This window comes from Mesorhizobium sp. M7A.F.Ca.US.002.01.1.1 (assembly GCF_004022955.1).
Taxonomy (GTDB): domain Bacteria; phylum Pseudomonadota; class Alphaproteobacteria; order Rhizobiales; family Rhizobiaceae; genus Mesorhizobium; species Mesorhizobium ciceri.
Genome location: NZ_RZQE01000243.1, coordinates 1 through 8,651, shown reverse-complemented (window position 1 = coordinate 8,651; position 8,651 = coordinate 1). Strand labels below are relative to the sequence as shown.

The 8,651-nt window shown below is 65.2% G+C and carries 10 protein-coding genes; 1 reads left to right on the top strand and 9 read right to left on the bottom strand.

Annotated elements, in window-relative coordinates:
* The coding region (locus tag EN932_RS21725; RefSeq protein WP_128369062.1) for a polyhydroxyalkanoate depolymerase at positions 1–1,263 on the bottom strand (1,263 nt) is incomplete at its 3' end.
* Between the two features lie 231 nt (positions 1,264–1,494).
* Positions 1,495–1,854 carry a septal ring lytic transglycosylase RlpA family protein gene (locus tag EN932_RS21720; RefSeq protein ID WP_013528714.1) on the bottom strand — a complete coding sequence of 120 codons (360 nt, stop codon included), beginning with the start codon at positions 1,852–1,854 and terminating at the stop codon, positions 1,495–1,497.
* Between the two features lie 309 nt (positions 1,855–2,163).
* On the opposite strand from EN932_RS21720, the gene EN932_RS38035 reads away from it, so the two are divergent.
* Positions 2,164–2,349, top strand: a complete 186-nt coding sequence (locus EN932_RS38035) for a hypothetical protein (RefSeq protein ID WP_024502222.1) — start codon at positions 2,164–2,166, stop codon at positions 2,347–2,349.
* Between the two features lie 189 nt (positions 2,350–2,538).
* Here the strand turns inward: EN932_RS38035 and EN932_RS21710 are convergent, their stop codons facing one another.
* The 7 genes from EN932_RS21710 to EN932_RS21680 all read right to left on the bottom strand — a co-directional run bounded on the left by EN932_RS21710 (position 2,539) and on the right by EN932_RS21680 (position 8,430).
* A complete protein-coding gene (locus tag EN932_RS21710; RefSeq protein WP_127369421.1) occupies positions 2,539–3,330 on the bottom strand; it encodes an ATP-binding cassette domain-containing protein in 792 nt (263 codons plus the stop codon).
* Between the two features lie 10 nt (positions 3,331–3,340).
* Entirely contained in the window at positions 3,341–4,117 is a 777-nt protein-coding gene (locus EN932_RS21705) for an ABC transporter permease subunit (RefSeq protein WP_127369420.1), read from the bottom strand.
* A complete protein-coding gene (gene ssuD / locus EN932_RS21700; protein ID WP_164766178.1) occupies positions 4,114–5,277 on the bottom strand; it encodes an FMNH2-dependent alkanesulfonate monooxygenase in 1,164 nt (387 codons plus the stop codon). Before ssuD ends, EN932_RS21705 begins: the two co-directional genes overlap by 4 nt.
* A 91-nt stretch (positions 5,278–5,368) precedes the next feature.
* Positions 5,369–6,322: a sulfonate ABC transporter substrate-binding protein gene (locus tag EN932_RS21695; protein WP_127224153.1), complete on the bottom strand. Its 954-nt coding sequence runs from the start codon at positions 6,320–6,322 to the stop codon at positions 5,369–5,371.
* 242 nt (positions 6,323–6,564) lie between these two features.
* A complete protein-coding gene (locus EN932_RS21690; RefSeq protein ID WP_013528709.1) occupies positions 6,565–6,750 on the bottom strand; it encodes a hypothetical protein in 186 nt (61 codons plus the stop codon).
* Between the two features lie 31 nt (positions 6,751–6,781).
* On the bottom strand, positions 6,782–7,642 hold the full coding sequence (locus EN932_RS21685; protein ID WP_013528708.1) for an ABC transporter permease subunit: 861 nt from the start codon (positions 7,640–7,642) through the stop codon (positions 6,782–6,784).
* Positions 7,639–8,430: a taurine ABC transporter ATP-binding protein gene (locus EN932_RS21680; RefSeq protein ID WP_127370340.1), complete on the bottom strand. Its 792-nt coding sequence runs from the start codon at positions 8,428–8,430 to the stop codon at positions 7,639–7,641. The genes EN932_RS21685 and EN932_RS21680 overlap by 4 nt, the downstream gene beginning before the upstream one ends.
* Positions 8,431–8,651 lie beyond the last annotated feature (221 nt).

The following is an 8,651-nucleotide window of genomic DNA, read 5'->3' as shown; positions in this document are numbered from 1 at the left end:
GCGGACCAGCTTCGGCTTCGCCGCGACACGCTCCTGGCGGCCGTAGCTGGTGATGAAGTCGACGATGCGCGGCACGATTTCGGAGCGGAAGCGCGAACCGTTGAACACGCCGTAATGGCCGACCGCCGGCTGCATGTAATGGGCGTGCCGCTCAGCCGGGATATTGGGGCAAAGATCATGCGCCGCCTTGGTCTGGCCAAGGCCTGATATGTCGTCGTTCTCGCCTTCGACCGTGAACAGCGCGACGTTACGGATCGCCGATGGATCGATCCTGGTGCCGCGATGCGTCATCTCGCCCTTTGGCAAGGCCTGCCGCACGAAGACGGTGTCGACGGTCTGCAGGTAGAATTCAGCCGTCAGGTCCATGACCGCCAGATACTCGTCGTAGAAATCGCGGTGCTTCTCGGCATTGTCGCCATCATGCTTCACCAGATGCATGAAGAAGTCCTTGTGGGCGATGATATGGCGATCGAGGTTCATGCTCATGAAGCCGGACAGCTGCAGGAAGCCTGGATAGACCTCGCGGCCGAAGCCTGGCACCGGCCACGGCGCATGCATCACGACATTGTCGCGGAACCAGTCGATGCCCTTTTCCTGCGCCAGCAGATTGACCGCGGTCGGGTTGCTGCGCGTGTCGATAGGCCCGCCCATCAAGGTCATCGTCGAGGGCACGAACGGGTCGCCCTTGGATTCCATCAGCGCCACGGCGGCCAGCACCGGCACGGAAGGCTGGCACACCGCCATCACATGCGTGTCCGGCCCCAGCGTGTGCAGCATGTCGATGACATAGTCGATGTAGTCGTCGAGATCGAATTGGCCGTCGGCAAGCGGCACCATGCGGGCATCGACCCAGTCGGTGATGTGCACGTCGGCATAGGGCAGCATCGCTTCCACCGTGCCGCGCAGCAGCGTCGCATAATGGCCAGACATCGGCGCCACGATCAGAAGCTTCGGATCGGGCTTGCGCCCGGCGGGGACAGCGCGCTCGAAGCGCACGAGATTGCAGAACGGCTTCGACCAGACGGTCTTCTCGGCGACCTCGACGCTCTTCCAGTCGACCACGGTCTTGCTCAGGCCGAAGGCCGGCTTGCCGTAGCGGCGCGTGGTGCGCTCGAACAGTTCGGCCGTCGCCGCGATCGAACGGCCCCATTGCGTGTGGGAAAACGGATTGAGCGGATTGGAGTAGAACATCCGCACCGCGTCGGCATAGAGGCGCGCCGGCTGCAGGGCGGCGTGGTTCATCTCATAGAGCTGGTAGAACATCGAGAAACCCCGCTGCTGCCTGCGACCGAAGGGACGACGAGCAGCGCCGAGCCTAAATGTCTCGCGGGGAAGTTAACAACTAATTGCTGCGATGCAATACGTCACGCTGCGTGACCAATGCTTCTTTGGTTCAAGGCCATGGAAATCGGGGCCGAACGGCGCCAGCCGGCTCAGTGTGCGGCTGCGAAATGTGTAGGTAGTGTGTCCGGCCCTTGCCGGACACAGGAAGCTCTAGACGCGCGCCATGCACACGGAAGTGTGGCCGGAGCCGATGAAGCCGAGCTGGCCGGCCGCGCCCTTCGACAGGTCGAGCACGCGTCCCTTGATGAACGGACCGCGATCGTTGATGCGCACGACGACGCTGCGGCCGTTGTTCTTGTTGGTCACCCTGAGCTTGGTGCCGAAAGGCAAGGTGCGATGCGCGGCGGTCATCGCCGACGGGTTCATGCGCTCGCCCGAGGCGGTTCTGGAGTGCAGCGCGTACCACGAGGCGCGGCCGCACTGGGCGGCGGCGGTCGCCGAAGAAGCGCCGACCATCAGGCCAGCAGCGATCGTTACCGCGACAATCGCGGTCTGTTTTGGGTTCTTCATATTTGGGGGATGGCTCCGTTTTTGACAGACCCCAGCCGTTAGGTGCCAAATAAGGCGGGAAATGCGGCAGTGATCTGGCGGTTCCGTGGCAATGGCACACGTTTGGAGTCGCTGGGTAACAGTCTGTCAGGGATTTTCCGGCACGCGATGATCAATCAACGATGATCTTTGTGTTGCTATCGGGCATCCGTTTGACAAGATCGAACATTAATATCCAAGTAGAGCTCGGCGCGGCCGGGCCACTTCCTTTGGCTCTTTTATCGCGGTCCCGATGCTGTAACCAATCGACTTCAAAAGGGAGATCCGGCAATGAGGCTGACCAAAAATCTGCTGGCGTTGATTGTGCTTGCCGTCGGCGCGCTGTGGTCGCTGCAAGGCATCGGCGTTGTCGGCGGCAGCTTCATGACCGGCCAGTCGCAATGGCTCTATATCGGCGTCGTCACCATGCTGGTCGGGCTGATCGGGTTGGTGTGGGCGAACCGGTCAAGCGGGTGAGCTTGATGAAAGGTCGACCCCCACTCCGGCCCTTCGGGCCACCTCTCCCCCGATCGACGGGGTAGAGGAAGGGTGCGAGCTTACGCAAGGTTGGCTCCCTTCCTCTCCCTCCGGAGGGGGAGAGGTGGCGCTGCGAAGCAGCGACGGAGTGGGGGAAGGCGGTCCTCCAGGGCCCTGCCCCCGACAGCCCTACCCGAACAGCCGATCCAGAATCTTGCCCTCCAGCCGGGCCAGCTCCACCGAACCGCGCCGGCGCGGCCGTTCCACGGGCACATCCAGATCGAGCGCGACCCGGCCTTCACTGATCACCACGACCCGGTCGGCGAGCGCGACCGCTTCGGCGACATCATGCGTGACCAGCACGGCCGTGAACTTCTGCGCGATCCAGATGCGTTCCAGAAGCTGCTGCATCTCGATGCGGGTCAGGGCGTCGAGTGCGCCGAGCGGCTCGTCGAGAGCCAGGATCTGCGGGTGGCCGACCAGCGCGCGGGCCAGCGCCACGCGCTGCTTCTGACCTCCGGACAGCACCGAAGGCCATTCGTCGGCCCGGTCGGCAAGCCCGACCTCGCCGAGGATGTCGAGCGCGCGGTGCCTCGCTTCGCTATCGGTGGCGATGCCGGTCAGCCCGACCTCGACGTTTTTCACCACGCTGGCCCAGGGCAGGAGCCGTGGCTCCTGGAACATGAAGCGCGTGCGGCTGTGTCCTTCCTCTTCGACGCCGAAGGACAGCGATCCCGATGTCGGCCGGTCGAGCCCGGCCAGAAGCCGCAACAGCGTGCTCTTGCCGCAGCCGCTCTTGCCGATGACGGCAAGGAACTGCCCGGCCGGCACGTCCAGGTCGATGCCGTCGAGCACGGTCTTGTCGCCGAAGCGCTTGCCGGCATGCCTGAAGGCAAAGGCCCGCTGTCCTTCGACGGAGCCGATCGGCCGCACCGGCGTGGCGACGAAGGAACGGGCTGCGGTCAGGCTGGCGGCGGTCATGGGCAATCTCTCATCCGTTCTGGAAGGCCGGATGCCAGCCAAGCGACAGCCGCTCAAGCAGGCGGGCGAGGCTGTCGGCGAGCTTGCCGAGCAGCGCGTAGATCAGGATCGACAGCACGACGACATCGATCAGCAGGAATTCGCGCGCCTGCATGGCCATGTAGCCGAGGCCCGAACTGGCCGAGATGGTTTCGGCGACGATCAGCGTCAGCCACATGATGCCCAGGGCATAGCGCAGGCCGACGAAGATCGACGGCAGCGCGCCGGGCAGGATGACGCGGGAGAATAGCGTGCGACGGTCCATGCCGTAGACGCGGCCCATCTCGACCAGCTGTGGGTCGACGCTCTGGATGCCGAGCAGCGTGTTGACGTAGATCGGAAAGAACACGCCGAGCGCCACCAGGAACAGCTTGGCTTCCTCGTCGATGCCGAACCACAGGATGACCAGCGGGATCAGCGCCAGATGCGGAATGTTGCGGATCATCTGCAGCGTCGTGTCGGTCAGGCCGCGGCTGAGCGTCGATAGCCCGTTGGCAAGGCCGAGCGCAAAACCGATCGAACCGCCGACGGCAAAGCCGGCAAGGGCGCGCGCGGTCGAGACGCCGATGTTGCGGATCAGTTCGCCCGACAGCGTCAGCCGCCAGAAGGCCTCGGCGACCGCGCTGGGCGCCGGCAGCACGTTGGCCGGCATGACGCCGGCGCGGCTGGCAATCTCCCAGCCGGCAATGATCAGCGCCGGCAGCAGCCAGCCGGTGGCGTTGCTATGCAGGCGCGTGGAAAAGCTCATGACGAAGCCTGCAGGCGGTTGGCGCCATGGAAGCCGACCGAGAATTCGTTGGCGATGTTCTCATGCGCCCGCTGCCGCCTGGTGCCGAGCCCGAGTTTCGGAAACAGAAGCTCGGCGACGCGGTAGGCCTCCTCGAGATGCGGATAGCCCGAGCCGATGATGGTATCGATGCCGATCGCCTGGTATTCGCGGATGCGCCCGGCGATCTGTTCCGGCGTGCCGACCAGCGCCGTGCCGGCGCCGCCGCGCACCAGCCCGACGCCGGCCCACAGATTGGGCGACACGAGCAGCCTGTCACGGCGGCCGCCATGCAGCTCCGCCATGCGGCGCTGGCCGACCGAATCCATCTGGTTGAGGAAGCGCGCCTGCGCGTTTTCGATCTGGGCGTCGGTGACATGGCTGATCAGCCGGTCGGCGGCGCGCCAGGCTTCGTCCTCGGTCTCGCGCACGATAAAATGCAGCCGGATGCCGAAGCGCAGTTTTCTGCCGCGCCGCGCCGCCTTTGCGCGCGCCGCGGCCAGCTTCTCGGCCACCTGCGCCGGCGGTTCGCCCCAGGTCAGATACATGTCGACGAGGTCTGCGGCGAGGTCCTGGCCCGCATCCGACGATCCGCCGAAATAGAGCGGCGGCCGTTCCTGGTGCGGCAGAAGGTCGAGGCGGCCATTTTCGACGCGGTAATATTTGCCGTTGAAATTGACCCGCTCGCCGGACACCAGGCCGCGCCAGATGGTCAGGAATTCATGCGCCTGGGCATAGCGCTCGTCATGCGGCAGGAAGACGCCGTCGCCGGCGAGCTCGGTCGGGTTGCCGCCGACCACGACATTGAGCAGCAGGCGGCCATTGCTCAAGCGATCGAGGGCGGCGGTCTGGCGTGCGGCGAAAGTCGGCAGCGTCACGCCCGGCCGCAGCGCGACCAGGAACTTCAGTTTTTCGGTGAGTGTCGCGAGGCCCGTCGCGGTGATCCAGGAATCCTCGCAATTCTGGCCGGTCGGCAACAGCACGCCGGGAAAGCCGAGCCGGTCGACCGCCTGCGCGATCTCCTTGAAGTAGCCGAATTCGGGCGGCCGCTGCTGCTCCTCGGAACCGAGATAGGAGCCGTCGCCATGCGTCGGGATGAACCAGAAGAAATCGAGCGGTGCGGTGCTGGCAGGCGCGGTCATGTCTGGCACAGTCACGGGCGGATCTCCTGGAGATATGGGTGCGAACGCAAATGGCGCCGGGCGTTCTCACCCGGCGCCGTCAGGGGACAAGTCAGTTGCCGGGTGCCGTCCACACCGCGTCGGAGATGCGGACCGCGTTCGGGATCAGCCCGAGCTTGAAGAAGCGGTCTGCGGTCGCCTGCTGGCCGGCGATGATCTCGTCGGTGATCGGGAAGACGCCGAATTTGGTGCGGTTGGCGGCGATGATCTGCGCGTCGAGCGGCACGCCGGTCACCTCATGCAGCGCCGCGGCCACCTTGTCGCGGTTCTGGTCGGCCCATTTCGCCGCCTCGCCCAAGGCTGATATCGTTGTGGTGACGGTTTCGGGATGCGCCTTGGCGAAGTCCTTGTTGGCGAGGAAATAGGTGTTGACCTTCAGCACCTCGCTGGAGCGGGCCAGCACACGCGGCTGGTAGCGGGTTTCGGCGATGGCGAAGAACGGATCCCAGACGGTCCAGGCATCGATCTGGTCGCTGGCAAAGGCTGCGGCCGCATCCGCCGGGCTGAGATAGACCGGCGTGATCTGGTCGAACGGGATGCCGGCCTTCTCCAGCGCGGCGACGAGCAGATTGTGCGCGCTGGTGCCCTTGCCGACACCGACGCGCTTGCCCTTGAGATCGGCGACCGACTGGATCGGCGACGCCGGCTTGACGAAGATCGCCTCGCCCTCGCCATTCGACGGCAGCGCTGCGGCATAGACGATGTTGGCACCGGCCGACTGGCCGAAGATCGGCGGCGCGTCGCCGGTCCAGCCGACATCGATGGCGCCGACATTGAGCGCCTCGACCAGCGGCGGACCGGCGGTGAACTCGACCCACTTGACCGTCACGCCCTTGTCTTCAAGTGCCTTCTCGATCACCTGCTGCTGCCTGGCGATCACCGGCAGGCCGGTCTTCTGATAGCCGATGCTGAACTGCTTCAGCTCCTGCGCCGTGGCGCCGGACGACACGGCAACCGTCGCCGCCAGCAGGCCGATGCCGAAAACACGTCTCGTTAGATTGAACATTGATCCCTCTCCTTCGCTGCGGATCGGCGCCGGAAATGGCCTCGCCGGTTGGAAGATGGATGAGGCTAGGTAATTCTATAAATTTAGTAGAGGAATGATTTTGCGAGTTAGAGGGGAGAATGGGAATTATCTTCTTTGGCTACCTGGAATTCGCCATCCTGGGGTCTGCGCTGCGTCGCTTCGCTCCTTGCTCCGCCCTAGGATGACGAAGACGCGGGGGCTAGTGCCAATCGCCAATCCCCTCACTGCGACCAGTACTGCCAGGCCCAGTAAAAACTCTCGTCGCGTGGCGGCAGGCGGTCGCGCTCGGCGTCCCAGCGGACCGGCGTTGGCGATTTCGGTTGCTGTTCAAGCGGCTGGCTTTCCCTGGTCCAGGCGAGAAGCCAATTGCCGGCTTGGGCGAACAGCACGGCGGTGGAATGGGTCATCGGCATTCTCTCCTGCTCTTCTGGTTCCCAATCATTCGCGTCCCGCCCACGGGACGAGCACGCGCTCGATCCTGCGGAGGGTGAATTCCAGCACGAAGGCAATGGCCGCGATCACCAATATGCCCATCACCACCACGTCGGTGACGAGGAACTGGGCGGCCGACTGGATCATGAAACCAAGCCCGCGCGTCGCCGCCACCAGTTCGGCGGCGACCAGCGTCGACCAGCCGGCGCCGAGCGCGATGCGCAGGCCGGTCAGGATCGCCGGCAGTGCGCTCGGCAGGATGACATGGCGGACCACTTGGCGCTGAGTAGCACCCAGTGAGCGCGCCGCATTGATGCGTTCCTGCGAAACGCCGCGAACGCCGGACGCGGTCGACAATGCCACCGGCGCCAGCATGGAAATAGTGATCACCAGGATCTTCGACGGTTCGCCGATGCCGAACCAGATGACGACCAGCGGCAGGTAGGCGAGCGGCGGGATCGGCCGCAGGAACTCAAGCAGCGGATCGAAGATGCCGCGCCCGATCGTGCTGATGCCGATGGCGAGCCCAACCGGCACGCCGACGAGGATGGCGGCGACCAGCGCGGCGAAAACCCGGCCCAGGCTGGCGATCGCATGCTGCAGCAGCGTCGCATCGACGAAGCCGTCGCGGGCGACGGTGATGAACTTGTTCCACACCGCAACCGGCGAGGGCAGGAACACTGGCGACACCAGTTGCAGGCGGGCCGACAGCGCCCACAGCGCCAGCACCACCAGGATGGTCATCACGCTGACCGCGCGCGCGGAAACGCCTTTGCGTTTCGGGCTGGACCGCGACCACGGCACCGACAGGCCGTCGGCCTCGTCGACCTTGTGTCCCGGCCGCTCGGTGTAGGAGGTAACGGTCATGCCGCCTCTCCTTCGAAGATCGCGTCGGTTAGTTCGCCGCGCGCCGCGGCGAAGGCCGGGTCGGCCTTGATGGTGCGGACGGCCTCGCCCGATGCGTAGCGCCTGGAGAAGCCGGGTTCGAAAGTTTGCACCACGCGGCCCGGGCCAGGCGCCAGCACGACGATGCGGGTGGCCAGCACCAGCGCCTCCTCGATGCCATGCGTCACCATCAGCACGCCGACATCGCTTGCCGTCCACAGATCGAGCAGCGTCGTCTGCATGCGCTCGCGCGTCAGCGCATCGAGCGCGCCGAGCGGTTCGTCGAGCAGCAGGAATTCGGGTTCGGCGGCGAGCGCCCGAGCCAGGCCGACACGCTGGCGCATACCGCCGGAAAGCTCCCAGATGCACTTGTCGCCGGCGTCGGCGAGCTTCACCAGCGCCAGCAGCTCATCGGCGCGCCGCGCCCGCTCGGCCGGAGCGACACCGCGCAGCCTGAGCGCGAAGGCAACGTTTTCGCGCGCCGTCAGCCATGGGAACAAAGCATCGTTCTGGAACACCACCGCCCGGTCCGAGCCAGGTGCTGTGATCGGCTTGCCGTTGATTGAAGCCGTACCGCGCGCCGGCGCGATAAGGCCGGCGGCGACGTTGAGCAGCGAGGTCTTGCCGCAGCCGGAACGGCCGACCAGCACGACGAAATCGCCCTTGGCGACATCGATCGACACCCGCTCGACGGCAGGCGCTGCCTGGCCGTCATAGTGGATCGAGACCTTGTCCAGTACGAGATGGGGGTCGAGCACGAGATGCGGCATGGATGCCTCGCGGTTCGTTGAAATCCGACTGCCCCGGCCCTCGTCAGCGGTTCCGGGGCAGTCAGCACGCGGCGTTAGGGAAAAAGATCCGCGCGCGTTCAGAGCAATTCCAGGAAAAGTGTGAAGCGGTTTTCCGTCCGGAATTGCGTTAAGCGAGTACTAGTTCGAGGCGAGCGCCTCGGTGACGTATTTCGACGATACGTATTTCGAATAGTCGGGAA